General features: G+C 66.2%; 22 protein-coding genes. 8 read left to right on the top strand and 14 right to left on the bottom strand.

The features are described 5' to 3' along the window. Positions 1–119 precede the first annotated feature (119 nt). The gene (locus tag PQR08_RS31100) at positions 120–1,067 is read left to right on the top strand and encodes a GlxA family transcriptional regulator (RefSeq protein WP_250487691.1); all 948 of its coding nucleotides are present in this window, start codon (positions 120–122) and stop codon (positions 1,065–1,067) included. 11 nt (positions 1,068–1,078) lie between these two features. On the opposite strand, the gene PQR08_RS31095 is transcribed toward PQR08_RS31100, so the two are convergent. From PQR08_RS31095 to PQR08_RS31075, 5 genes are all read right to left on the bottom strand, one after another. Continuing rightward, on the bottom strand, positions 1,079–1,474 hold the full coding sequence (locus PQR08_RS31095; protein ID WP_035498308.1) for a tautomerase family protein: 396 nt from the start codon (positions 1,472–1,474) through the stop codon (positions 1,079–1,081). A gap of 91 nt (positions 1,475–1,565) precedes the next feature. Continuing rightward, positions 1,566–2,654, bottom strand: coding sequence for a porin (locus PQR08_RS31090; protein WP_250487690.1), 1,089 nt, complete (start codon positions 2,652–2,654; stop codon positions 1,566–1,568). Positions 2,655–2,706: 52 nt separating this feature from the next. Continuing rightward, positions 2,707–3,426 (bottom strand): sulfite exporter TauE/SafE family protein, encoded by a 720-nt coding sequence (locus tag PQR08_RS31085; protein ID WP_250487689.1) that lies wholly within the window; start codon positions 3,424–3,426, stop codon positions 2,707–2,709. 12 nt (positions 3,427–3,438) lie between these two features. Continuing rightward, a complete protein-coding gene (locus PQR08_RS31080) occupies positions 3,439–4,869 on the bottom strand; it encodes an amidohydrolase family protein (RefSeq protein WP_250487688.1) in 1,431 nt (476 codons plus the stop codon). 9 nt (positions 4,870–4,878) lie between these two features. Further along, positions 4,879–6,255, bottom strand: a complete 1,377-nt coding sequence (locus tag PQR08_RS31075; protein WP_250487687.1) for a uracil-xanthine permease family protein — start codon at positions 6,253–6,255, stop codon at positions 4,879–4,881. Between the two features lie 236 nt (positions 6,256–6,491). On the opposite strand from PQR08_RS31075, the gene PQR08_RS31070 reads away from it, so the two are divergent. The 7 genes from PQR08_RS31070 (at position 6,492) to PQR08_RS31040 (ending at position 14,544) form a co-directional block, all read left to right on the top strand. After that, a complete protein-coding gene (locus PQR08_RS31070) occupies positions 6,492–7,553 on the top strand; it encodes a LacI family DNA-binding transcriptional regulator (RefSeq protein WP_250487685.1) in 1,062 nt (353 codons plus the stop codon). 203 nt (positions 7,554–7,756) lie between these two features. Next, positions 7,757–8,728, top strand: a complete 972-nt coding sequence (locus tag PQR08_RS31065; protein WP_250487684.1) for an AraC family transcriptional regulator — start codon at positions 7,757–7,759, stop codon at positions 8,726–8,728. Between the two features lie 134 nt (positions 8,729–8,862). After that, on the top strand, positions 8,863–9,921 hold the full coding sequence (locus tag PQR08_RS31060; protein WP_250487683.1) for an ABC transporter substrate-binding protein: 1,059 nt from the start codon (positions 8,863–8,865) through the stop codon (positions 9,919–9,921). 62 nt (positions 9,922–9,983) lie between these two features. Next, the gene (locus PQR08_RS31055) at positions 9,984–10,787 is read left to right on the top strand and encodes an ATP-binding cassette domain-containing protein (protein WP_250487682.1); all 804 of its coding nucleotides are present in this window, start codon (positions 9,984–9,986) and stop codon (positions 10,785–10,787) included. A 27-nt stretch (positions 10,788–10,814) separates the two neighbouring features. After that, entirely contained in the window at positions 10,815–12,098 is a 1,284-nt protein-coding gene (locus PQR08_RS31050; RefSeq protein ID WP_187603277.1) for a sugar ABC transporter permease, read from the top strand. 25 nt (positions 12,099–12,123) lie between these two features. Then, positions 12,124–12,852 (top strand): SDR family oxidoreductase, encoded by a 729-nt coding sequence (locus PQR08_RS31045; protein ID WP_035498318.1) that lies wholly within the window; start codon positions 12,124–12,126, stop codon positions 12,850–12,852. A gap of 63 nt (positions 12,853–12,915) precedes the next feature. Continuing rightward, a complete protein-coding gene (locus tag PQR08_RS31040) occupies positions 12,916–14,544 on the top strand; it encodes an FGGY-family carbohydrate kinase (RefSeq protein ID WP_250487678.1) in 1,629 nt (542 codons plus the stop codon). 7 nt (positions 14,545–14,551) lie between these two features. Here the strand turns inward: PQR08_RS31040 and PQR08_RS31035 are convergent, their stop codons facing one another. The 9 genes from PQR08_RS31035 to PQR08_RS30995 form a co-directional block, all read right to left on the bottom strand. Beyond that, complete coding sequence (locus PQR08_RS31035; protein WP_250487677.1) at positions 14,552–15,199, bottom strand: CHASE3 domain-containing protein; 648 nt, start codon at positions 15,197–15,199, stop codon at positions 14,552–14,554. A gap of 6 nt (positions 15,200–15,205) precedes the next feature. Then, a complete protein-coding gene (locus PQR08_RS31030; protein WP_238213069.1) occupies positions 15,206–15,652 on the bottom strand; it encodes a DMT family transporter in 447 nt (148 codons plus the stop codon). A 22-nt stretch (positions 15,653–15,674) separates the two neighbouring features. Further along, positions 15,675–16,928: an arsenic transporter gene (locus PQR08_RS31025; RefSeq protein WP_250487676.1), complete on the bottom strand. Its 1,254-nt coding sequence runs from the start codon at positions 16,926–16,928 to the stop codon at positions 15,675–15,677. Positions 16,929–16,935: 7 nt separating this feature from the next. Next, the gene (locus PQR08_RS31020; RefSeq protein WP_250487675.1) at positions 16,936–18,180 is read right to left on the bottom strand and encodes an MFS transporter; all 1,245 of its coding nucleotides are present in this window, start codon (positions 18,178–18,180) and stop codon (positions 16,936–16,938) included. Between the two features lie 78 nt (positions 18,181–18,258). Next, positions 18,259–18,819 carry a hypothetical protein gene (locus PQR08_RS31015; RefSeq protein WP_250487674.1) on the bottom strand — a complete coding sequence of 187 codons (561 nt, stop codon included), beginning with the start codon at positions 18,817–18,819 and terminating at the stop codon, positions 18,259–18,261. Between the two features lie 51 nt (positions 18,820–18,870). Beyond that, positions 18,871–19,662 carry a hypothetical protein gene (locus tag PQR08_RS31010; RefSeq protein WP_250487673.1) on the bottom strand — a complete coding sequence of 264 codons (792 nt, stop codon included), beginning with the start codon at positions 19,660–19,662 and terminating at the stop codon, positions 18,871–18,873. Between the two features lie 139 nt (positions 19,663–19,801). Continuing rightward, positions 19,802–21,184: a sigma-54-dependent transcriptional regulator gene (locus PQR08_RS31005; RefSeq protein WP_250487672.1), complete on the bottom strand. Its 1,383-nt coding sequence runs from the start codon at positions 21,182–21,184 to the stop codon at positions 19,802–19,804. After that, on the bottom strand, positions 21,169–22,653 hold the full coding sequence (locus PQR08_RS31000) for a sensor histidine kinase (RefSeq protein WP_250487671.1): 1,485 nt from the start codon (positions 22,651–22,653) through the stop codon (positions 21,169–21,171). The genes PQR08_RS31005 and PQR08_RS31000 overlap by 16 nt, the downstream gene beginning before the upstream one ends. A gap of 75 nt (positions 22,654–22,728) precedes the next feature. After that, a partial coding sequence (locus tag PQR08_RS30995) for a FadR/GntR family transcriptional regulator (RefSeq protein WP_408163498.1) occupies positions 22,729–23,217 on the bottom strand: 489 nt, incomplete at its 5' end.

Here is a 23,217-nt window from a genome sequence, read left to right as displayed (position 1 = left end):
GACCTCGACTGTCTTCGACCTCAATGCCATATATGCAATGATTCAGGCCATCGATTTGCCGTTGCGCCTGTCTCTTTTGTGCTAACTTCAACGAATCAGGCCATCGAACAGCGAACATCATGCATACCGTCGGACTGCTCGTTTATCCGAATTTCCAGTCGCTCGCGCTGGCCGTGGCGAGCGTCTTCGAATACGCCAACCTTCTGCGCGACGAGACGTCGTACCAGTTCAGCATCGTGTCCGAGCACGGTGGCCCGATCGCGTCGTCGCAGGGGTTTTCGGTTCATAGCGAACCGCTGGCCGAAGAGGGTTACGACACGCTCATCGTCGCGGGCGACAACGAATGCCGCCTGCCTTCGGCAGCGCTTGTCGAATACCTTCGGCAGGCACCGCGCCATTCACGGCGCATCGCTTCGATCTGCACGGGAGCGTTCGTTCTGGCCGCCGCGGGCCTGCTGGAAGGCAAGCGAGCAACGACGCACTGGTTCCACGCGCGTGCCTTCCAGACGCAGTATCCGAACATCCGGCTCGAAGAAGACCGCATCTACGTGGTCGACGATCAGATGTGGACGTCAGCGGGGATGAGCGCGGGCGTGGACCTCGCGCTCGCGATCGTCGAAAGCGATTTCGGGCTGGAGACTTCGCGCATGGTCGCGCGCAAGCTCGTGCTGTATCAGCGACGCGGCGGCGGCCAGTCGCAGTTCTCGGCGCTGCTCGAGATGGGAGCACGCTCGGACCGCGTACAGATGGCGCTCACCTACGCGAGTGAAAATCTGGCGAGCGATTTGTCGGTCGAGCGGCTGGCCGAAGCGGCACGGCTCAGCCCGCGCCAGTTCAGCCGGGTATTTCGTGAGGAAACGGGTCAATCGCCCGCCAAGGCAGTCGAGCGGCTACGCGTCGAGGCCGCCCGCCTGATGATGCAAACGACGCGGCATCCGATCGAGGTGGTCGCGAGAGAGACGGGCTTCGGTGACCGTGAACGCATGCGTCAGGCGTTCCTGCGTGCGTTCGGTCAGCCGCCGCAAACCATTCAGCGGGCGTCGGGTGTCACGCCGCTTGCGCTTTAGCGTCGCTCGCTTTACTGCTCCCCGGGCGTCCATTCCGGGCTATAGCCACCCAACGCCGGGTGATACATCTCGTCGCCGGAATGCTGGGTGAATTCGACGTTGAGCCGGTCTTCACGCAAGCCGAGAATTTCGATGCAATGCGCGCAAAGCGCCTTGGCCACGTCCATGCGCAGCTCGGGCGGCCTGCCCTTTCGGATGTCCAGCATCATCACCGCGACCGGCGTTGGCTCCTCGCCGGGTTCGGGAATCCGCCAGACGCCTCCCTCGCCCAGTTCTCGAATCGCGACGCTGATGCGCCTGATGTCCACCGACATCATCCGCGCGTAGGTTTCGCTCATCTTCAGCGCCAGGCGCCGCTTGTCTTCCACTGAATAGTGGTCGTTCACGTCCAGTTGCAGGTAGGGCATGGTCGTCACACTCCTCGAAAGCCTCATTTTTCATCGGATGCAGCGCCGTTCCAATGTCGCATGTACAAGGATTTCCGGACACGCGACACGCTCAAAACAGGTGATGAACGCCCGCCAGCACGACCGTTTGCCGGTTCGACGACGATGGCCCGATGCCCAGCGTGTTCGCCACCGCCCCCGATGACGCCTGCTCCACCATTACGTCGGCGTAAAGCTGCGTGAGCTTCGAGAGCGCATAGACGTTGGCGATCGTCACCTGGGTCCAGCGCTCGCCGGCGAATGTCGTGGTCCATGCGCCCACGCCGATCATATACGCGGGCGTCACCTGAAAGTTCGCGCCGCCGTCGATCGTCCGATAGTTGTCCGCCCTGCCGCGTTCCTCGATACGCACCTGCGTGAGCAGCGCGTGCAACTGCACGCGTCCGATCTGAAAGCTTCCGCCGATGCCCGCGTTCCTCACGCTGTCGGCGACGAAGGGGGCGCTTGCCGTGAGACCGATGCCCTCGAAGCTCGTCAGCCCGAGGCCGCCTGCGAGATTCAACGTGCGATCGCGATACTCCGAGTAAGCCGCCGCGAGATTGAGCGGGCCATAGCCATATGTCGCGCCGAAGCTGATGCTGCGCCCTGTCGTGCTGCTCGACTGATTGGTGAACCCGTACATCGCGCCGAGCGTCACGCCCGCGATCGTCCGGCTGCGGAACTTGATCGTGTTCGACAGCTCGACGGGCACCGTATTACCCAGACCGTCGATATTGCCAGGGTGAAACGCGGAGAAATCGCCGAGCGTCTGCGCCGTCGACAACGGTCCGAGCATCTCGAAGTGAAAGTCCGTCTGCCGTCCGAGCGTGACCGTGCCGATGCGGCTCTCGCTCAGTCCGACGTAAGCCTGCCGGTTGAACAGCGTGCCCGCGCTCGACATCGCGCCGCTGATCGTCGAAAAGCCGGATTCCAGCTTGAATACCGTCTTGAGCCCGCCGCCCAGATCCTCGACGCCGGTCAGCCCCCAGCGATCGGCCTGCAGCGTGCCCTGCTGCGCGATGAACGCGCGTCCGCCGCGCAGATTGCTCACGTATCCGACGCCCGCATCCAGACTGCCGTACAGCGTGACGCTGCTTTGCGCATGCACGCCGCACGCGACGAGCAGCATCGACAAGGCGAGCGCATTCCGACTCTTGTTCATAAGGGTCTCTCGATCGATCGAAGGGATGAGCCGGCCGAACGCCGGCGTAGGCTCAGGACGCCAGCGTTTGATAAAGAATCGCCGCGCCCGAGACGATGGCGAACGCCATCACGCTGATGCGCAACACGCGCGCATTGAGCCGCTGATGCACGTGCTGGCTGATCCACGCGCCGATGATCACCGGCGGCACCAGACACAGCGCCGACATGAACTTCGCGCCGGTGATCGTGCCCGTCACGCTCAGCATCGCGAGCGAGAGCGCCTCGCCGATCGCGAAGCACAGCGCGATGGTCGAACGCAGCGCCGGCGCCCGATAGTGCTGGAAAACCATCGCGAGCGCAGGGCCGCCGATGCCCGTCGCGGTTTCGGTGATGCCCGTCACCGCGCCCGCCGCCATCAGCGCATTACGGCCCGGCAGGAAGCTCGGCGCGCACAGCGTCGCGACGGCGGCCGCGATCGTCGATGCACCGATGAACACGTTCAGGTCGTGCGCCGAGATGCGCGAAATGATCCACACGCCCGCCACCGCGCCGGCCGTTCTGCCGACCGTGATCCATAGCGTGCCTTTCGAATCGAGCGCGGGCCGCTCGCGCCAGGCGAGGTAGACGTTCAGGGGCAGCATCAAAATCAGCAGCGACACCGGCAGCAGGCCCGGCTCGATCAGTCCGATCACGGGTGCGCAGATCAGCGCGAAGCCGACGCCGACCGCGCCCTGAATGAACGCGGCGATCGCGACGGTCGATGCGAGAACGATAAAGACAGTGAGACTCACGGGCAGGCTCTCTCAGGCGGTGGGAAGAATCGCGTCCGATGCCGCGTGACGCGCGGCTTCGTGTACACGCGGCGCGCTGTGCACGCGCTGGATAGGCGCGCGCGCGACGACTTCGCTCGCGATTTCGTCGACTTCGCGCAGGAAGGCACGCGCGTCCCAGTCGGTCGGCCAGCCTTGCCAGAGACGCAGCTTGCCGGCGACGAACACGGCTTCGATCTGGCTGCGGTTCGCGAGCCGCACCAGTTCCCATGTGAGGTCCCACGACGGGCGCATCTCGGGCACATCGAGATCGACGAGCAGAAAGTCCGCCGCCTTGCCCGGCGCGATCTGGCCGATGCGCGCGTCGAGACGCAACGCGTCCGCGCCGCCGCGCAACGCGCGATCGAGCCACAGCTCGCCGCCGCCGCACGACGAATCGCCGGTCGCGAGGCCGAAGGCGAAGCGCTGCGCGGTTTCGGCCGCATCCATCAGGCGGAACGCGTCGCTGCGCGTGCCGTCCGTGCCGAGACCGAAACGGATGCCGAGCGCGGCCATCTGCATCGCGGGCGCGACGGCATTGCCCTTCCACGAACTCGCGACCGGGTTGTAGCTCACGGCCGCGCCGGTTCCGGCGAGCAGGTTCAGCTCCGAAGGCGTGACGAGCGTCGCGTGCGCGATCAGCGTCTGCGGCCCCAGCGCGCCCGCGTAATGCAGATGCTCGATCGGCCGCATCTTGCGTCGCACGATGGAACGCTCGACCGCCGCGAGATGCTCGTTCGCATGGGTCTGGAACACCGCGCCCGCGTCGGCGCACAGCGCGGCCGCCGTTTGCAGCATGCCGTCCGAGCCCGCTTCCGGCACCGAGACCGCGAGCGACGGATGCACGAGCGCATGCCCTTCCCAGCGCGCCAGATGCTGCTGCGCGCGCACCACGATCGCGGCGCGCGCGCGGGCATCGATGTCATCGGCGAGATCGTTGCAGATGAGGCCGAGCACGCAACGCACGCCGGCTTCCTGCGTGGCCGCCGCGATCGTCGAGGCATCGCCGGCCGCGCGCGTGCCCGCATCGCAGACGGTCGTGAAGCCGCCGCGCAGCGCTTCGAGCGCGGCGAGCTTCGCGGACAGATACACGAGGTTTTCGTCGAGACAGTTCTCGAGCGGCACCCAGATGCGCCGATAGATCTCCGAAGGCTCGCCGAACGCAAGCGCCTTGCCGAAGGATTGCGTCAGGTGATGATGCGCATCGACGAAGCCCGGCATCACGAGCTTCTCCGGCAACGCAAGCGGGCTCAGATGCGGATGGCGCGCGATGAGTTCATCGGCGGGACCGACCGCCGTGAACGTGCCGTTCGACACGACCACGGCGTGATCGCGCTGCGGGCCGTCGGCGAGCAGCACATAGCCGGGCAGGAGCAGGAATTCGTCGTCGTGCAGACGGGCAGGCGTGAGGGAATCGTTCTTCATGATGGTTCTTCAGTGGCAAGAGCGGTTGTCGTTGACGGCGGCTTCGAGATGCGCGGCGGGATCGGCGGCGCGGCGCTCGCGCCAGTCGAGGTTCAGATGCGCGAACAGCGCGTTGACGAGGACGGCGGTGAGCGCGCCCATCGCGAGGCCGTTGCCCAGCACGATCTGCAAGGCGGCCGGAAAGCGGCTGTACACGCCGGGGACGACGATCGGCAGCACGCCCATCGTGAGCGCCGCGGCGAGCGTGTACATGTTGGCGCGCGAGCGCAGCTCGACCTGGCGCAGCAGGTTGATGCCCATCACGCCGATAATCGAGAACACGATGAGCGCCGTGCCGCCCACCACCGGCGCGGGGATCGCGTTCGCGAGCCGTCCGAGCGGCGCGAGCAACGCGATGACGACGAGCAGCACGCCCGCCGCCGCCGTGACGAAGCGCGAGCGCACGCCCGTCGCCTGCACGATGCCGATGTTCTCGCTGCTCGTGATGATCAGCGACGTGCCGAACAGCCCGCCGAGCACGGACATCAACGCATCGCCGCGAATGGTCTTCGGCACTTCGGTCTGAGGATCGATTTCCTTGCCGACCACTTCCGCGATCGCAACCGTCTGACCCGTGGCTTCGGCCATCGAGATCACGCTGAAGATGATGAGCGGCAGCGCGGCGAGCACGTCGAAGCGCGGCATGCCGAACGGCAGCGGCGTGGGCAGCGTGACGAGCGCGCCGCTCCAGACGTCCGCGAAGCTCATCACCCCGAGCGCCCAAGCGAGCGCCGCGCCCGCGAACAGGCCGAGCAGCACGGCGAGCTGCCCCAGCATCCCCTTGAAGAGCTTCGCGAAGAGCACCGTGAAGCCGACCGTCGCGAGCGCGAGGCCGATGCCGAGCGGGCTGCCGAACTCCGCCGTGCCCGGTGTGCCGACGATCACCACGCCGTAGATGCGGATCAGATTGACGGCGACGAGGATCAGCATCGTGCCGATCACGATGCGCGGAAAAAAGCGCAGGCAGCGCGCGAAGACCGGCAGCAGCAGGAAGTAGAACAGGCCCGTGAGGATGGTCGCGCCCGCGGCGGTCTGGAGATTCGTCTGCTGCGCGATGAGCACGAACAGCACGACCGGCGCCCCGCCCGGCACCATGATGAACGGCAGGCGCGCGCCGAATTTGAGCGGCCCGAACGACTGCAACAGCGTGCCGAGCCCGCAGACGAGAAACGTCGCGCTGATCAGATCGACGGTGAGCGCGGACGAAAGCCCGAGCGCCTTCGCCACCAGAAACACGGCCGTGATCGGCGACGCCGCCACGACGAGGACATGTTGCAGACCAAACAGGACGAGCTTCGCGAGCGGCAGGCGCTCGTCGACTGCGTGAACCGGTGGATGATGGGCCATGACGGTCGACTCCGGTGGACGGTTGATGAATCCAAAATCGATTTGGGATCGCGACAAAAGAAATGGGCGTCTGCCCCAAATCGATTTGTGATCGTAGAATGGTGCTTCATTTTCAGCCTGTCAAGCAGGGGATTTCATCAGGTCGTGCGACGTGTGCTCCGGTTTTTGATCACAGGAATCGATCGCCGGAGGCGCCGTTGTCCCGTGAGAGAATTCCGCATCGAAACGTGAGCAGCGTGAACGAAAAGACCATGCAGAACCCGGCGCCGAACAAGCAGCGGCCCACTATCGCCGATGTGGCGCGCGCCGCGGGCGTCTCGACGACGACCGTCTCGCACGCGCTCAACGACAAGGGTTACGTCGATCCGCACACGCGCGAGCGCGTGAAGGAAGCGGCGCGCGCGCTCGGCTATCGCCCGAGCGTGCGGGCGCAGCGGCTGCGCACGGGCGAGGCCCACACCATCGCGCTGATCTCGTCGATGCCCTTCGAAATCGCGGGCGGCGCATCGAGGCTCGGCTTCCTCATGGAAGTCGCCGCCGTCGCCGCGGCGGCCGCGCTCACGCGCGGGCTCGCGCTCGTGCTGGTGCCGCCGGTGATGGCGGGACGACTGCCGCTCGGGCAACTCGACATCGACGGCGCGATCGTCATCGAGCCCACGACGGACGACGCCAATGTCGCGCATCTGCAGGATCGCGGCCTGCCCGTCGTATGCCTCGGACGCCAGCCGGGCAACGATGCCGTACCGTTCGTCGACATCCACTCGTCGGCGACCACGGAGTTGCTGCTCAATCATCTCCGGGAACAGGGCAGCAAGCGGATCGCGCTGCTCATCGGCGCGCAGCAGCGCAATTCGTACATCGAAGCGCGCGCGAGTTACGAACGCTTCTGCGCGGCGCACGGCATGACGCCGGTGATCGCGATCGCCGACGAATCGGGCGGCGAAGACGCGGGCCGCGATGCGTGCGCTTCGTTGCTGCGCGACCATCCCGAGGTGGACGGCCTCTGCGCGCTCGTCGACGCATTCGCGGTCGGATCGGTTCAGGCGATCGCGCAGGCCGGCAAGCGCGTGCCCGAGGACATCAAGGTCGTCACGCGCTACGACGGCATGCGCGCGCGAAGCTGCCGGCCGCCGCTCACCGCCGTCGATCTGCATCTCGATGACATGGCGCTGCAAGCTGTCGAGTTGCTGTTCGCCCACCTCGGAAGCAAAGAAGGCGCGCGGTCGGTCGTGCCGGCCCTGCCGGAACTCGTGATGCGCGAATCGTCCGGCGTCGCTGACGCGAGGCTCGCCAAATAGCCGCGCGCATCGTCGTCCCTGCATGCTGCTGCTTTGCACAAAAGTTGACTTTCTTCCGCTAAGGACTAACCCCGATGCAAGAAAGTATCAGTCCGCGGTGTTATTTTAAGTGGTGAGATGACACCGAAAGGGCTACTTTTCAGTCATGGCAAGACGCGATGAAACGCGCTGCGCAAAAGCACAAAAAGCCGTGGAGACGATGCATGACAGCAAACCGGGAGACGATGGCGCGCAACGACGACGTCCGTCGCGCCAAAGCGACCGAGCCCGATCTGGAGCTGGTCGCTGTCCCGCGCGATGAGTCGTTCAAAGTGTGGTCGCATGGCTATCCCTATCGCACTGTGCGCTGGCACTTTCATCCCGAGTACGAGATCCATCTCATCACTGCGACCACGGGCAAATACTTCGTCGGCGATCACATCGGCAATTTCGCGCCGGGCAATCTCGTGATGGTTGGATCGAACCTGCCGCACAACTGGGTCAGCAACGTTCCGGGCGGCGATCGCGTCGCCGAACGCTGCCTCGTGCTCCAGTTCGATAGCGGATTCGTCACGCGCGCGACCGAGGCGTTTCCGGAGTTCAGGCGCATAGAGTCGCTCCTCGATTCATCGCGCTGGGGCCTGCTCTTCACACAGGAGACGGGCGCGGCCGCCGAACCGATCATGCGCGAGATGCTCGGCGCGCAAGGCATGCGGCGCATCGGCCTGCTGGCGGCGTTGTTCGAGTTGCTCGCCCAGAGCGAGGAACCGCGAAGGCTCGCGAGCGCCGCCTATCGCGCCGACCCCGACCGTTACGGCGAGACCCGCATCAATCACGTGCTTTCGTTCATCGGGAAGAATCTCTCGCAGGAGTTGCGCGAGACCGAGCTGGCGGAACTCGCCGGACAAAGCGCAAGCGCCTTCTCGCGCTATTTCCGCCGTCATACGGGTGTGCCGTTCGTCCAGTACGTGAACCGGCTGCGCATCAACCTGGCCTGCCAGTTGCTGATGTCGGATGAGTTGAGCGTCACCGATATCTGCTATCAGGTCGGCTTCAATAACCTTTCGAATTTCAATCGCCAGTTCCTGTTGCTCAAGCAGATGTCGCCGACGCGCTGGCGCACCTATCAACGGCTCAACGCCGCGAGCGCGGCTGATTCGATCGAACAGGTCGAGATGCCGGAAATCGCCGGCTAGTGTGCGGCGCAATGGCGGTGTCGGGCATCCGATAACAGACTTCTTGAAAAGGATACCTAAGCTGTTCGAATGCGCATGCGGCAGGCCAACCACGGTAGTACGACATTCAAATCCCAAGAACTCGGAGACATGCAATGAAAAAGCTCTCAACCCAACTGATCAGCGCGGGCGTGCTGAGTCTCGGCCTGTCGTGCAGCCTGCCGGCGCTGGCCGCGCCCAGCGGCACGGTGGCGTTCCTGATGCCCGATCAGGCCTCGACGCGCTACGAGCAACACGACTTTCCCGGCTTCAAGGCCGAAATGGCGAAGCTTTGTCCGGATTGCAAGGTGCTCTATCAGAACGCCAATGCGGCCGTCGCGACGCAGCAGCAGCAGTTCAATTCCGTGATCGCGCAAGGCGCGAAGGTGATCGTCCTCGATCCGGTGGATTCCACGGCTGCCGCGTCGCTCGTCCATATGGCGCAGAGTCAGGGGATCAAGGTCATCGCCTATGACCGGCCCGTGCCGTCGACGCCCGCGGACTATTACGTTTCCTTCGATAACGAAGGCATCGGCAAGGCGATCGCGACGTCGCTCGTCGATCATCTCAAGGCGACGGGCGTCGCGACCAGCAAGGGCGGCGTGCTCGAAGTCAACGGCTCGCCCACGGATGCGGCGGCGGGTCTCATCAAGAAGGGCATTCACACCGGTCTGCAAAGCGGCGGCTACAAGACCCTCGCGGAATACGACACGCCGGAATGGGCGCCGCCCAAGGCCCAGCAATGGGTCAGCGGGCAGATCACGCGCTTCAGCTCGCAGATCGTCGGCGTGGTCGCCGCCAACGACGGCACGGCCGGCGGCACCATCGCGGCCTTCAAGGCGGCAGGCGTCAATCCCGTGCCGCCCGTGACCGGCAACGACGCGACCATCGCCGGCCTGCAGCTCATCATCTCGGGCGACCAGTACAACACCATCCTCAAGCCGAGCGAGATCGTCGCGGCGGCGGCGGCGAAGGCAGCGGTCGGCTTTCTCTCGGGACAGGCGCCGAAGGGCGAAACCTCGCTCTTCAACACGCCGACGCAGTTGTTCAAGCCCTCGGTCATCACGGCGCAGAACCTGAAGGCCGAAGTGGTGGACAAGGGCTTCGCGAACGCGAAGGAGCTTTGCACGGACCGTTATGCGGACGGCTGCAAGAAGCTCGGCATCACGCACTGACCGGGACTGATCGCGGCGGAGTCCGGCTGCCTGCGGGCTCCGCCGCACCGAAGAGGAACATCATGAATGCAATCCCCACTCCACACGCCGGGCGCGGCGAGCTGGTACTGAGCCTGCGCGGCGTCTCGAAGCATTTCGGCGCGGTGTCGGCGCTCACCGACATCGAGCTCGACGTCCACGCCGGCGAAGTCGTCGCACTGGTCGGCGACAACGGCGCGGGCAAATCGACGCTCGTCAAGATCCTCGCGGGCGTGCATCAGCCGAGCGCAGGCACGATCACCTTCGGCGGCAAGGAAGTCACGCTGTCGGATCCGGGCACGGCGCTCGACCTGGGTATCGCGACGGTCTTTCAGGACCTCGCCTTGTGCGAGAACCTGGATGTCGTCGCCAACATCTATCTCGGGCGCGAGCTCGCCCCCATGCGTCTCGACGAAGTGTCGATGGAAGTGGGCGCCTGGACGCTCTTGAACGAACTCTCGGCGCGCATTCCGAGCGTGCGCGACGTCGTCGCCTCGCTCTCGGGCGGACAGCGCCAGACGGTCGCGATCGCGCGTTCGCTGCTGCTCGACCCGAAGCTCATCATGCTCGACGAGCCGACGGCCGCGCTCGGCGTCGCGCAGACGGCCGAAGTGCTGAACCTGATCGAGCGCGTCCGCGATCGCGGCCACGCGGTCATCATGATCAGTCACAACATGGAGGACGTGCGCGCGGTCGCGGACCGCATCGTGGTGCTGCGGCTCGGCCGCAACAACGGCATCTTCTATCCCGATTCGTCGAACGCGGAGCTGGTGGCCGCGATCACCGGCGCGACCGAGAACGCCGTATCGCGCCGCGCCGGACGCCGTCAGGCTCAACAGGACGCATGAAACAGGACATCGGGTAAAGGATCGATCATGAGCAAGCACACTCCGGGCAGCGCGCCGCCCGATACGCAAAGCGCGCCCCAGCCTTCCACCCTGCTCGACCGCAGCGACGTCCGCGTCAAGCACGCGAGCGGCGTCGGTGAAAGCGTCTCCGCGTTCGTCGACCGCGTGCGCTCCGGCGATCTCGGATCGCTGCCGGTCATCGCGGGTCTCATCATCATCTGGACCGTGTTCACGAGTCTGAACCCGGTCTTTCTGTCCGCGAACAATCTCGTGAACCTGTTGTTCGATTGTTCGACGGTCGGCGTCATTTCGCTCGGCATCGTCTGCGTGCTGCTGGTCGGCGAGATCGACCTGTCGGTGGGCTCGATGAGCGGCTTCGCCTCCGCGCTCGTCGGCACGCTGTGGGTCAATGAAGGCTGGCCCGTGCTGCTCGCATGCGTCGCGGCAATCGTGGTGGGCGGCGCGATCGGCGCGCTGTACGCGTTGCTGCTCAACCGGCTCGGCATGCCGAGCTTCGTCTCGACGCTCGCGGGACTGCTCGCGATTCTCGGGATGCAGCTCTACGTGCTGGGCGCGAGCGGCTCCATCAACCTGCCGTATTCCACGACGATGGTGGACTTCGGGCAATTGATGATCATCCCCGCGCTCGTCTCGCATGTGCTGGCCCTGCTGCCCGGCGTGACGATCCTCGTGCTCGGTCTGCGCACACGCGCACGCCGTCAGGCCGCGCGGCTTTCCGCGCCCTCGATGGGCGGTCTGCTGGCACGCGCCGTCGCGATCACCGTGTTTCTGGAGATCGTCGTCGCCTATCTCAACTCGGGGCGCGGCGTGCCGCTGATGTTCGGCGTCTTCCTCGGCCTCACAGTGCTCATGGACTACGCGCTGACACGCACGCGCTGGGGCCGCTCGATGAACGCCGTCGGCGGCAACCGCGAGGCCGCGCGGCGCGCGGGCATCAAGGTCGCGAGCATCTATACGAGCGCGTTCGTGCTGTGCGCGAGTTTCGCCGCGCTCGGCGGCATTCTCACCGCCGCCCGACTCGCATCCGCAAGCCAGCAGGCCGGCACCGGCGACGTCAACCTGAACGCCATCGCGGCGGCGGTGATCGGCGGGACGAGTCTGTTCGGCGGCCGCGGCAACGCGTATTCGGCGGTGCTCGGCATCATCGTGATTCAGTCGATTGCAAGCGGCCTCACGCTGCTGAATCTGTCTTCTTCGTTGCGCTTCATGATCACCGGCGCGGTGCTGGCCATCGCGGTGATCGTCGATTCGCTCGCCCGGCAATCGCGCGTGTCGCACGGTCGCGCGTGATCGGACTCAAACAGGAGAATCGTCAATGTCAGTATCCATCGCGGGAAAAGTGGCCGCCATCACCGGCGCGGCGTCGGGCATCGGCCTGGAGTGCGCGCGCGTCCTGATCGAGGAAGGCGCGAAGGTCGTGCTGATCGATCGCGCGCAGGACCGGCTCGCGGCCTGCTGCGCGGAACTGGGCGCGAACGCGCTGCCCCTGTCCGTGGATTTGCTCAAGCCGTCCGAAGTCTCGGCGATGCTGCCGAAAATTCTCGATCTCGCCGGCGGCCTCGACATCTTTCACGCCAACGCGGGCGCTTATATTGGCGGCGAAATCGTGGACGGCAATCCGGACGAATGGGATCGCATGCTGAACCTGAACATCAACGCCGCGTTCCGCTCGGTGCATGCCGTACTGCCGCATATGGTCGCGCAGAAATCGGGCGATATCGTGTTCACCAGTTCGATCGCGGGCATCGTGCCGGTCGTGTGGGAACCGATCTACACTGCATCCAAGTTCGCCGTGCAGGCGTTCGTGCACACCACGCGGCGTCAGGTCGCGAAGCACGGCGTGCGCGTGGGCGCCGTTGCGCCCGGCCCGGTCGTCACCGCCCTGCTCGACGACTGGCCGAAAGCCAAGATGGAGGAAGCGCTCGCCTCCGGCAGTCTGATGCAGCCGCGCGAGGTCGCCGAAGCCGTGCTCTTCATGCTGACGCGTCCGCGCAACGTGACCATTCGCGATCTCGTGATCCTGCCCAACAGCGTCGATCTGTGAGCACGCATCGGCCGGGCGATGTAGCCTTGCCGTCATGACCCCACTCCAACCACGGACAGAGAGATGAACGCAAGCAACCCGAGCGCCGGCGCACGCCATGTCATCGGCGTCGACGTGGGCACCGGCAGCGCCCGCGCCGGAATTTTCGACCCCGCCGGCAATATGGCCGCGTCGGCGAAAAAGGACATCACGCTGTTCCACGAGAGCGGCGCCATCGTCGAGCAATCGAGCGGGGAAATCTGGAACGCCGTCTGCCATGCCGTGAAGGAAGCGCTCGGGCAGGCGGCGATCGCGCCCGAGTCCGTCGCCGGAATCAGCTTCGACGCAACCTGTTCGCTCGTCGTGCTGGGCGATGGCGGCATGCCGCTGCCCGTGGGACCGTCGGAAGTGGCCGGGCGTGACATCGTGGTCTGGATGGATCATCGCGCGCTCGAACAGGCGGCGCGCATCAACGCGACGGACCACGCGGTGCTGAAGTTCGTCGGCGGCAGAATCTCGCCGGAAATGGAGACGCCGAAGCTCTTGTGGCTTCTGGAAAACCGTCCGCAGACCTTCAACGCCGCGTGGCAGTTCTTCGATCTCAGCGACTTCCTGACATGGCGCGCGTCCGGCGATCTGTCGAGGTCGGTCTGTACCGTGACCTGCAAGTGGACCTATCTCGCGCATGAACGGCGCTGGGACGACGGCTATTTTCGGACCATCGGACTCGGCGCGCTGGCGGACGAGGACTTCGCGCGCATCGGTCAGCAGGTAGTCGAACCGGGCACGCGACTCGGCAACGGGCTTACCGAACGCGCCGCCGCGGAACTCGGGCTGATCGCCGGAACGCCGGTCGGCGCGGGTGTGATCGATGCCCATGCGGGCGGCATCGGCACCGTGGGCGCGCAAGGCAATCCGGAGTCCTGCCTGGCCTATGTGTTCGGCACCTCGTCATGCACGATGACGACGACCGCGGAGCCGGTCTTTGTGCCCGGCGTCTGGGGCCCCTACTTCTCGGCGATGGTGCCGCAGGCATGGCTCAACGAAGGCGGTCAGTCGGTCGCCGGCGCGGCGATCGAACGCCTGCTCGCGATGCATCCCGCCGCCGCCGATGCCGGGAGGCGCGCGCAAGAGCGCGGCGAATCGCTCCCGGGCATGCTGGCCGGGCTCGCGGCCCAGGCGTCCGGAAGCCTGTCCGACGCGGTGAAGCTCGCCGACGGCCTGCACATCGTCCCCGAGTTCCTCGGCAACCGCGCGCCTTTCGCCGACCCGCACGCGCGCGCGGTCATCGCCGGTCTCGGCATGGAAACCGGCCTCGACAGTCTGGTCGCGCTGTATGTCGCCGGCGTGTGCAGCATCGGTTACGGCCTGCGTCAGATCATCGAAGCGCAGGCTCAGGCCGGCGCGCCGATCGAGCGTGTGATGATCAGCGGCGGCGCGGGCCGGCTCGATCTGGTCCGGCAACTGCTCGCCGATGCGACCGGCAAGCCGGTGCTGGCCACGCAGGCCGAGGAGCCCGTGCTGCTCGGTGCTGCGATGCTCGGCGCCGTGGCGGGCGGCCTGTTCGACGACGTTCGCTCCGCGATGAGCGGCATGGCGCGCGTCAAGGAGACCTACTCGCCGGCAAGCGGCGACCTTGCGCAGTTGCACGATGCGCGGTATCGCGCATTCATCCGCTTGCAGGCTTGCGCGCGGGAGATTCGCGAGGGTTAGATCGCGTTCAGGTTCTCGCTTTATTGCCGCGCACGAAATGCAGCCCGAGCCGAGCCGCTATCGAGAGCATCGCAAGGCTGATCGTCACGACGAGCATCGCGCGCTCTGTTCGTGTTGCACGATCGGTGCGCTCGATCAGCAGCTCGGTTTCCGACTGACGCATCTGCGCAATCAGCATCCGAATCCGGTCCATGCGCTCGAGACCGACATCGCTCAGTATCATGTCGCGCGCCTGCGCTGTCCCTTGCTCTTTCAGAACACTCAGCGTCCGTGCGAGTTCGGCGAGCTTGTCTTGCAAGGCGAGGTCCAGTGCATCGACGCGTGCAAGCTGCGCGGGGCTGTCGTGAACCAGTTTCCTGAGCTTCGTCGGCTCCGCTTGCACTTCCCTGATCGCCTGCAAGTACGGCCTCAGATACGCTTCGTTGACCGTGAGAATGTAGCCGCGCTGACCGGTCTCGGCATCGGTCATCAACTGGAGTGTCGTCTCCAGCGTCGACATCACGCGATATGTGTGTTCGATCCAGTCGCGTTGCGCGAGCAGGATGCGGTGATAGCCGTAGGACGTCGCAGCAGCGACGATCACGAGCGCCGTGAGCGGCACGACGCGCCAGTCGAACGACTCGCGAAAACGCCACCGTCCGCGTTCGCGTTCCATCGCCGTTCAGAAGCGCATCACGAGCGCGACACCGGCCACCATCAGCAAGGTGCCGAGCAGGCGCAGCCAGGTGATGGGATGTTCCGCCACGCCGATCAAACCGAAGTGATCGATCGCGACCGACGCGACGAGGTTCGCGCAGATGGTCAGGCCATTGAGCGTGCCGACACCGACTTTCTGCACCAGCGTCAGACCTGCAAATACGGCCACGGCCCCGACGATGCCGCCGAGCGGCGCCCACCATTTCATGCTGCGCAGATCGTCGAGCGTCGGCAGCGGAGTCGGCTGGATGAAGAACAACGCGACGGCGAGAAACGTCACCAGCAAAAACGAAATGCTCGACGCGAGCCACGGATTGACGAGCGAGCCTTTCAGCACGCCGTTGATGGGCGCACCCGCGGCCTGAAGGATGCCGCCCGCGATGATGAACGGAAAGATCCACACCTGGCTCATCGTTCTCCTCCGTTGTTTTCGTTCAATGCGCGATCAGAAGCCGCGCACCCAGCGCCAGCACGAGCGCGGGCAGCATGACGACCACGCCGACCCTGAAGAACTGCATGAAACTCACTTCCTCGCCCTCGCGCCGAATGGACGAGAGCCAGAGAATGGTCGCGAGCGAACCGGTGATCGACAGATTCGGCCCGAGATCCACGCCGATCAGCAACGCGTCGATCACGCGCTCGGGACTGTGCGCCTGCAACGCCGTCGCACTGGCGATGAGCCCGGCCGGCAGGTTGTTGATCGCATTGCTGCCCAAAGCGACGACAACGCCCGACACCGCAGCCGCGAGCGATTGATTCTGTTGCGCCACGCTCGCGAGCACATGCGAAAGCGCCGCGACGACGCCCGTGTGCGCGAGCATCTCCACGAGCACGAACAGGCCCGCGACGAGCGGCAGCACGCTCCACGAAATCTCGCTGACGAGTTCGACCGGCGATTGACGCTCCTTCACGAGCACGACCAGCGCCGTGAGAATGCCGAGGATGGCCGTCGGCAAGCCGAGTTGCATGTCGAGGGCGGAAACGATGAGCAATGCGATCGCCGTCACGCCGATGCCCGCGAGCGTCACCTTCCCGTTCGCGCTCAGCTTGTCGACGGGAAGATCGGAGGCGCAAGCGCCAACAAGCTCGCCGCGTTGCGTCCAGCGCAGCACGAAAAACGTCGCGACGATCGACAGCACCGAGGGCAACGCGAAGCGCGCTACCCATAATCCCAGCGCCGGCGTGTGATTCGCATAGAGCACGAGATTGGCGGGATTCGATATCGGCAACACGAAGCTCGCCGCATTGGCGATGAACGCACACACATACAGAAGCGGCAGCGGCTTCGTCTGCGCCTTTTTCGCCGCGGCGAACACGGCGGGCGTGAGCACAACGGCGGCGGCATCGTTGGAAAGGAAAGTCGTCACCACGACGCCGACGAGATACACCAGCAAGAAGAGCCTGCGTGGCGAACCCTTCGCATGATTCACGGCAAGGACCGCGATCCAGTCGAACAGGCCTTCGCGCCGGCCGAGTTCGGAGAGCAGCATCATGCCGATGAGGAACAGGTACACATCGGTGCCCTTTCCGACCGCCTGCCACGCGAGATTCGCGGGAAGCAGGCCGAGCGCGACGAGCAGCAAGGCGCCCGCGACGGCCCAGATCGCCTCGGGCCATCTGAATGGACGGAGGATGACGCCGGCGGTCGCAGCCAGCCCGATGCCCCAGGACAGAAAAATCGGATTCATGTGGCGATCATGTGGCGAGAGAAGGATCGTTGGCGGAATCGCGGCAACTGCCGCATGCTTTCTTGAGCGATGTGCCGAAAGAGAGCCAGAGCACGAGCGAGCCCGTAGACACGGCGCCCAGCGCGAGAAACGCGGTCACATAGCCGAAATGCTGGGCGAGCGCGCCGCCCAGTGCGGGACTGAGCGCGGCGCCGATGCCCTGCACCGTCATCACCACGCCCTGCCCGACATTGACGCGCCCGGTGCCTTGCAGCAAACGCACCACGAGCGCGGGAACAGCCACGCTTTGCAGCCCCGCGCCGATGCCGTCGAGCGCCTGCACGGGCCATACGCCCCATGCGTTGATGAACATCGCCGCGACCAGACCGCGCAACGGCAGCGCAAGGAACGTGATCAGAATCACGCCCCAGTAGCCGGTGCGCCGGATCAGCCGGTTCGCGAAGAACGCCGCAGCGACCATCACGAGTTGCGCGACGACGATCGTCTGCGCGGTGAAGGCGCTCGGATCGCCCTGATGCGCGGCGACCACGGCGAGGCCATAGAGCGGCAGCATCGCCGCATTGCCGAGGTGGAACATCGCGAGCGCGGCGGCGAGCAACAGCAGCGGCCTGCACGTGAGCAACATGCGAAAGCCGCTCGCGTGCTCATGCTCCGAAGACGACGACGTTGGCGACGAGGCGGCGAGGCCGCGCGCGCTGTCGTGATCGATCGAATCCGCGCGGATCAGCAGCGTCGATAGAACCGTCAGCGCGCCGAACACGCCCACGAGTGCGAACACCGCGCCGAATCCGAAGCGCCAGCCGAGCCATCCCGAAAGCGCCGCGCCCACGACATTGCCCGCGTGATTGGCCACCTGATTGCGCGCGAACTGCCGGTCGAAGCCGCGCTCGCGCACGATGCCGAGCGTCACGCCCGCGACCGCCGGACCGAGCGCGGCGCCGGTCACCGCCGTGAGAATCTGCGAGGCGGCGACCATCCAGAAGTCGTGCGATACCCACAGCACGAGCGATGCGAGCGTCGTCATGACGCCCGCCGTCACGATGAGGCCGCGCTTGTGATGCGTCGCATCGACGAGCGCGCCCGCCGGGGAAGTCGCGAGCATGCCGGCGATGCCGCCGAGCGTCATCACGGTGCCGATCGATGCCGGATGCCAGCCCTGCGCCTGCAAAAAGACGCCGAGGAAAGGGCCGATGCCCGCCTGCACATCGGCCATGAAAAAGCTCAGTCCTTCGAGCGCATAGAGAGGGTTCATGGGCTGCTCACCAGGGACGTCCGTTCTTGTTGGGCCGGCTCGGCATGTCGCTCTCCAGAGTTGCACGCCCGTGTTGCGTCAGGCGGCGACCGGCGCGTCGATCAGTTCGGCGATCTCATCCACTTCGATCGTCCGCCCGTGGCGGTTGCGGATGCCGTGCCCCCACGCCTGAACGTGCGCGCCCGGCGCGAGATACGCCGTCAGTTCGGCTGCGGCATGCGGGGGCATCCGCAACGACGTGCCATCGTCGAGCAGCGCGCCGCGCAGTTCGCCCTTCGGCCCGAAGAGCGACAGCACCACTTCGCCGCTCGCTTCCATCGGCTTGCGTTCGACGTGCGGCTTGTGATGTTTCTCGCCATCGTGATGCGGGCCTTCGTCGAGAATGACCTTGCCGTTCTTAGGCACAAGCGAGACCGCCGCGATCATGTCCGCGCCGCGCGGCTTCACGCCCCGCACGCGAACCTCGTCGCCCACCGCGACCTGCCGCGCGATCTGTCGCGACAGATGAGGCGGAAAGTGAACCTGCAGCGCCTGTCGCGCGCCGAGCACGATTCCATCGATTTCGCCGTGCGGGTTCAGCAGAAAGCGCGTCACCTTGCCGCGCGTTTCGGGAAGGCTTTCAGGGTCGATCCAATGCATGTCGTTGATCCTCGTTTGATGATGATGAAAGCGCGTCGGTCATCGACGCGCTCATGGGTTCGGCGGCGCGCGGTCATAGAGCCGGGTCAGGTTGCCCGGCGCACCGAACGACGTCGCCTGAAGCGCGGTGCCGTACTGGTTGCGCGTGCCGTAGCCTTGCGCCGATACCCGCGCGCCCGTCTGCACGAGCCGGGGGAATTGCTGGGCGACGGGAGGCGTGAGTTTGATGACGGTGCCATCCGCGAGAATCACGCCGTCAGGCTCGCCGCGCGGAGCGGTGGTGACGTGCGCCACCTGTCCCTGCGCGCTCAGGCGCGACAGACCCGCGCCGCGCAACTCTCGCGGCAACGGCTGCGCGCCCGGCAGCGGTGGCTGATCGGTGAGTTGCTGGCCGCTTCTCGCATCGGTGATGCGTTGCGCCTTGAGATTGCTGCCCGCATCGCGCCATCCTTCGATCTGCACGCTGTCGCCCGGATGTATCGCCGACGTGAGCTGTGCGCTCATGTGCGGCGGGAAATGAACGAGAGTGCCGTCGCCGGTCAGGAAGCCGTCGACATCGCCATCGGGGTTGATGAGAAAACGCGACACCGTGGCTTGCGTCGTGACCGCCGTTCCTTGGTCCGCGAGCGGCGCGGGACCGGGGCCGGGCGGCGGCGGCACAGGCGCGGCTCCGGGCGGCGGCGGTGGTGGCATACCCGCTGCCGCGACGGGCGGCGCAGGCGCAACGGGCGGCTGGGTCTGGGCGACGCAACCCGCGCTGACCGCCAGCAGCGCGGTGAGACTCATCGCGCTTGCGATGCGGGCGGTGTTGCGGCGGCTTGCCTTGGTCGATGTCGATTGCATGATTCACTCCTTCGCTTGACGTGGAGTGATCTGCAAGGGCTATGCCATCCAACGAAAGCCCACTGCTCAAAGGGCTCGGCGCGGCGAAGCGCGCGGCGGTGTCGGGGAACCGGACGCCGGGTGTCCGATCTCTTGACACTCAACTGTCGGAGCCGGCCATCCCGAGGTTCGCCAGCCGCGTATAGAGCGATTGACGGCTGATGCCGAGCCTGCGCGCCGCCTCGGCGCGATTGCCGTCGGTGAGCGCGAGCGCGCGGACGATCAGCGCGCGTTCGAGCTGCGCGAGTGCGTCGTTGAGTGGAAGCTCGGCGAGGCTGGCAGGGATCGCGTCATTGGGACTCGCGGTCGTGTTGAAGAGGAAGGCGAAGTCCTCGCGCGTGAGCAGCGCGCCCGGCGCGAGCGCGCTCGCCCGTTCCATCGCGTTCGCCAGTTCACGCACGTTGCCGGGCCAGCAGAACGTGACGAGCATGCGCTGCGCATCGGCGGAGAGCCGCTTGTGAGCCGCATCGGGCGATGCCGCGAGCGTCGCCAGGAAATGCTCCGCGAGCGGCAGGATATCCGCCACCCGCTCACGCAGGGGCGGCAAGTGCAGCGGGATCACGTTCAACCGATACAACAGATCCTGCCGGAAGGTTCCCGCGGCGACCATCGCCGGCAGATCGCGATGGGTCGCCGCCACGACGCGCACATCGACCGCGACGGGCCGGTTCGTACCGAGCGGCGTGACCTGCCGTTCCTGAAGCACGCGCAGCAGCTTGGCCTGCATCGCGAGCGGCATGTCGCCGACTTCATCGAGAAAGAGCGTGCCGCCGTGCGCTTCCTCGAAGCGCCCTCGCCGCTCCGCGTGCGCGCCGGTGAACGCGCCCTTGCCATGCCCGAAAAGCTCGCTTTCGAGCAGGTCATCCGGAATCGCCGCGCAGTTCACCGCCACGAACGGCCCGCCCGCCCGCGCCGAAGCGCGATGCAGCACATGCGCCGCCACTTCCTTGCCGGTGCCCGTCTCGCCGGTGATGAGGACCGTCGAGTGCGTGCCCGCCGCGCGGCCCAGACGCTTTTGCACATCGCGCATGGCATCGCTCACGCCGAGCAGTTGCGGCTCGCGCGACGGCGTTTCGTCCGCGAAGGCAGGCGTCGCGGCGACGGGCGCATCGGGATGCGCCGCGAGCATGCGTGCGAGCAGCACCGCGATCTCGTCGCGGCCGACGGGTTTGGTGAGATGCTCGAACGCGCCGAGCCGCATCGCGCCGATGGTGTTGTCGCTCGTCGCATGCGCAGTCAGCATCACGACCGGCACATGTTGCAGGCCCGCGATGCCGCGCAGCGATTCGAGCACGGCGAGACCGTCCGCGCCCGGTAAACGAAAGTCGAGAAAGACGCAGTCCGGCGCGCAGCGCTCGCGCAAGTGCTCCAGCGCCGCTTCGCCCGAGCGCGCTTCGAGCGTCGTGTGACCGAGGTCCTGTATGGTTTCGACGAGGCCTTCGCGAAAGGCGTCGTCGTCGTCGATGATCAGTATGGTCGCCATGGCACCTCGATCACGAAGCATGTCACGTTCGAATCCTCCGCGAGGTAAGCGCGTCCGCCATGCGCTGCCGCGATCTCGCGCACGACGGCGAGGCCGAGGCCGGAGCCATCGGGGCGGCCCGTCACGAACGGCTCGAAAATGCGCTCGCGCTCGGCCGCGCTCACGCCGGGACCATCGTCGGTCACTTCCAGCCTGAGCCGTTCGCCCCCGGTCCATTGTGCGCCCTTCGCGCGCACCGTCACGTGGCCGCCCGGCGGCGCATGGCGCAGCGCGTTCACGATCAGGTTGTCGAGCGCGCGCGCCATTTGCGCCGGATCGAAGACGGGCTGCGTCGCGCCGGTTTCGATCTCCGCGCGCAACGATATCGCGCGGCTCTCGGCGCCCGCTTCATGCGTATGAACGATGTCGCCGAGCCACGCGTGCAGATCGACGGCGCGCGCGTTCACGGTCACCGGCTGCGTGAGCGCGAGCAGACTGGTCACCTGCGCCTCGATGCGTCCCACCTGCTCGATGATCGTTCGCAGCGCGGCTTCGCGGCGCGCACCGTCGCCGGCGAGCGCGTTTTCTGCCTTCAGACGCATGGCGCCCGCGGGGTTGCGGATCTCGTGCGCGATCTGCGCCGCCATCTTGCCCAGCGCGCCGAATCGCTCGGCCTGCGCCAGTTGCGTGCTCAGCGCGTTCGCCTCGCGCTTGAGGCGCGCGGCGCGCTCGACATAGCGATTGAGCGCATCGACGATCTGGTCCAGATCGCGCTCGCCGAGCCGTTCGAGCCGCCGGCCCTGCTCGAATCCGCCATCGGGCGCGAGCGCCTGTTCCAGCCGCGTGAGGTTGCGCCGCCAGCGCCTGAGCGCGACGGCCAGAAACAAGGCCAGCACGACGATGATCGCGAGCACGCCCGCCAGGATGGTCGCAGCGCGCTCGCCGTACGGTCCGAGCGGCGGCCGCGCGCGCGTAAGCATCCACGCCAGCAGGCCTGCGTGGCGCGGCACGGGACAGGCGACCGCGACCACGGCATCCGCGCCGCTCGATACGACATCGACCTGCATCTGGCCAGCGCCGCCCGCTTTCCTGAGCGTGCGCAGAATGAGCGGCGTCTCGGCCTCGGGGACATCGCGCTTCACGCCGCTGCCTTCGTAGGTGGGAAACGCATAGGCCAGAAAGCCGTTGGGCGCGCCGGCCGTCGTCTTGTCGTTCCAGAAGCCGCCTTCGATGCCATCGGTGCGGATCAGCACGAGATCGAGCACCGCGTGCATGAGATCGATGTTGGTTTCGCCGGGGCGCTGCATCGACAGGTCGTAGCGCGATGCGACCGCCGTGCACGCCGCTGCCGCCTGTTGCTTCGCGGTCGTGACACGCTCGCCGAGCGCTGACGAGAGGATGAGCCACACGGCCGCAGTGAGCAGCCCACACAGGATGGCGACGAGAATCCAGAGCGCGAAGAGCTGGGTGGAGAACGACGGTCGCGGCATGAAGAGTCTCTGCGCCAATTGAGTTGGTGCGAATTGAAGCAAGTCTCTCGCCACGGTCCGTTACGTCGCCGCCTGCTAGCGCCAGGCCTGCGTGAACTCGCTGACCACGCGCGCGAGATGCGCCTGCATCGCTCCGCGCGCGGCGCTCGCATCGCGCGCCATGATGGCCGAAAAGATGCGCTGATGGTCGTCCTGCGAAGCCTCGCGCAACGCGGGCGTGTGGAAGTGCTCCTCGATCTTTTTCCACAACGGATCGGCGCGGGAGTTGTCCCATATCGCGGTCACGACCGAGTGGAGCACTTCGTTTCCCGTCGCCCGTGCAATCGCCAGATGGAAATCACGGTCGGCAGCTTCGTTGGCAGCCTTGTCGTGCATGTTTTCACGCATCGCGCGCAACGCGGCGAAGAGCCGGTCGAGGTCCGCATCCTTGCGTTCGATAGCGGCGAGCGCCGCGATCCCGCTTTCGATCACCGCCCGGGCGCGCAGCGTCTCGATCGGGCCCAGCCCGCGCGGCATCCTGAACGTCACGGAGCGCGCCTCCGGTGCTTCGGCCACATAGATGCC

The sequence above is a fragment of the Caballeronia jiangsuensis genome (assembly GCF_046030135.1).
GTDB lineage: Bacteria > Pseudomonadota > Gammaproteobacteria > Burkholderiales > Burkholderiaceae > Caballeronia > Caballeronia jiangsuensis.
Note: the sequence above shows the minus strand (reverse complement) of the source record. Positions and strands in the feature narration are given on the sequence as shown.

What these genes read in the sequence shown, in the direction of transcription:
- PQR08_RS31100 (WP_250487691.1), top strand. Translation starts at nt 120, where the DNA reads ATGCATACCGTCGGACTGCTCGTTTATCCGAATTTCCAGTCGCTCGCG.
- PQR08_RS31095 (WP_035498308.1), bottom strand. Translation starts at nt 1,474, where the DNA reads ATGCCCTACCTGCAACTGGACGTGAACGACCACTATTCAGTGGAAGAC.
- PQR08_RS31090 (WP_250487690.1), bottom strand. Translation starts at nt 2,654, where the DNA reads ATGAACAAGAGTCGGAATGCGCTCGCCTTGTCGATGCTGCTCGTCGCG.
- PQR08_RS31080 (WP_250487688.1), bottom strand. Translation starts at nt 4,869, where the DNA reads ATGAAGAACGATTCCCTCACGCCTGCCCGTCTGCACGACGACGAATTC.
- PQR08_RS31075 (WP_250487687.1), bottom strand. Translation starts at nt 6,255, where the DNA reads ATGGCCCATCATCCACCGGTTCACGCAGTCGACGAGCGCCTGCCGCTC.
- PQR08_RS31065 (WP_250487684.1), top strand. Translation starts at nt 7,757, where the DNA reads ATGACAGCAAACCGGGAGACGATGGCGCGCAACGACGACGTCCGTCGC.
- PQR08_RS31060 (WP_250487683.1), top strand. Translation starts at nt 8,863, where the DNA reads ATGAAAAAGCTCTCAACCCAACTGATCAGCGCGGGCGTGCTGAGTCTC.
- PQR08_RS31055 (WP_250487682.1), top strand. Translation starts at nt 9,984, where the DNA reads ATGAATGCAATCCCCACTCCACACGCCGGGCGCGGCGAGCTGGTACTG.
- PQR08_RS31050 (WP_187603277.1), top strand. Translation starts at nt 10,815, where the DNA reads ATGAGCAAGCACACTCCGGGCAGCGCGCCGCCCGATACGCAAAGCGCG.
- PQR08_RS31045 (WP_035498318.1), top strand. Translation starts at nt 12,124, where the DNA reads ATGTCAGTATCCATCGCGGGAAAAGTGGCCGCCATCACCGGCGCGGCG.
- PQR08_RS31040 (WP_250487678.1), top strand. Translation starts at nt 12,916, where the DNA reads ATGAACGCAAGCAACCCGAGCGCCGGCGCACGCCATGTCATCGGCGTC.
- PQR08_RS31035 (WP_250487677.1), bottom strand. Translation starts at nt 15,199, where the DNA reads ATGGAACGCGAACGCGGACGGTGGCGTTTTCGCGAGTCGTTCGACTGG.
- PQR08_RS31030 (WP_238213069.1), bottom strand. Translation starts at nt 15,652, where the DNA reads ATGAGCCAGGTGTGGATCTTTCCGTTCATCATCGCGGGCGGCATCCTT.
- PQR08_RS31025 (WP_250487676.1), bottom strand. Translation starts at nt 16,928, where the DNA reads ATGAATCCGATTTTTCTGTCCTGGGGCATCGGGCTGGCTGCGACCGCC.
- PQR08_RS31020 (WP_250487675.1), bottom strand. Translation starts at nt 18,180, where the DNA reads ATGAACCCTCTCTATGCGCTCGAAGGACTGAGCTTTTTCATGGCCGAT.
- PQR08_RS31015 (WP_250487674.1), bottom strand. Translation starts at nt 18,819, where the DNA reads ATGCATTGGATCGACCCTGAAAGCCTTCCCGAAACGCGCGGCAAGGTG.
- PQR08_RS31010 (WP_250487673.1), bottom strand. Translation starts at nt 19,662, where the DNA reads ATGCAATCGACATCGACCAAGGCAAGCCGCCGCAACACCGCCCGCATC.
- PQR08_RS31005 (WP_250487672.1), bottom strand. Translation starts at nt 21,184, where the DNA reads ATGGCGACCATACTGATCATCGACGACGACGACGCCTTTCGCGAAGGC.
- PQR08_RS31000 (WP_250487671.1), bottom strand. Translation starts at nt 22,653, where the DNA reads ATGCCGCGACCGTCGTTCTCCACCCAGCTCTTCGCGCTCTGGATTCTC.